Below are 946 nucleotides of genomic sequence, written 5' to 3' on the forward strand. Positions count from 1 at the left end.
CGTTTTCCAAGCCGTACCAATCGTTTGACTACTGACGCCAAGGAGCAGTGAGCATGAAAGTCTTGACCAGCAAACCAACCGCCACAAAGCTAACTGCCACAGGCACCGTGCTTCGGGCCCTGTTTCTGGCCGTGTTCGCCGGCCCGGCGGCGACGACACCAGCGCATGCAGCAGGCATCCCGGTCATCGACACCGCGAACCTCTCGCAGACCGTCATCAGTTCCATCGAAGCGGTCGCCCAGACGCTGAAGCAGATTCAGCAGTACCAGACGCAACTGCAGCAGTACGAAAACATGCTGCAGAACACGCTGGCGCCAGCAGCCTATGTCTGGGACGCGGCCACCAGCACGATGAACCAGCTGCGCAGTGCGATCGACACGTTGAATTACTACAAGACCAACCTGGGGAGCATCGACGCGTACCTCGGCAAGTTCCAGGATGCGTCCTATTACCGCGGTTCGCCCTGCTTCAGGCAAGGCGGTTGCACGGCGGCGGAGTGGGCCGCGATCAAGGAGAACCAGCGCTTCGGCTCCGAAGCACAGAAGAGGGCCAATGATGCACTGTTCAGGGGTCTGGACAAGCAACAGGCCGCCCTGGAAGCGGATGCCAGGACATTGCAGCGCCTGCAGGGGAGTGCGCAGGGCGCGACTGGCCAGATGCAGGCGATCAGCTACGCAAACCAGCTCGCCAGCCAGCAGGCGAACCAGCTCCTGCAGATTCGCGGGCTGTTGATCGCCCAGCAAAACGCGTTGGCAACGCGCATGCAGGTGGAAGCCGACAGGGAGGCCCAGCAGGCGGCTGCGCATGCCACTTCGACAGAGAGCCGAATCAACACGACCAGCAGCCCCAAGAACTGGCTCGAACTGAACCGCTGACAGGAGGACAACCACCATGCACGTCAAGCACATCATACCTGTCGGCTGTTGCACGATCGTGGCGCTTCTGG

1 protein-coding gene is annotated in these 946 nt (G+C 61.3%); it reads left to right on the plus strand.

What is annotated here, in order from left to right:
• Positions 1-62 precede the first annotated feature (62 nt).
• Entirely contained in the window at positions 63-875 is an 813-nt protein-coding gene (gene trbJ / locus E4Q08_RS23450; RefSeq protein ID WP_372703821.1) for a P-type conjugative transfer protein TrbJ, read from the plus strand.
• The last annotated feature ends 71 nt before the right edge of the window (positions 876-946 follow it).

Origin of the sequence: Candidatus Accumulibacter contiguus, assembly GCF_012940005.1 — a bacterium.
GTDB classification, from domain to species: domain Bacteria; phylum Pseudomonadota; class Gammaproteobacteria; order Burkholderiales; family Rhodocyclaceae; genus Accumulibacter; species Accumulibacter contiguus.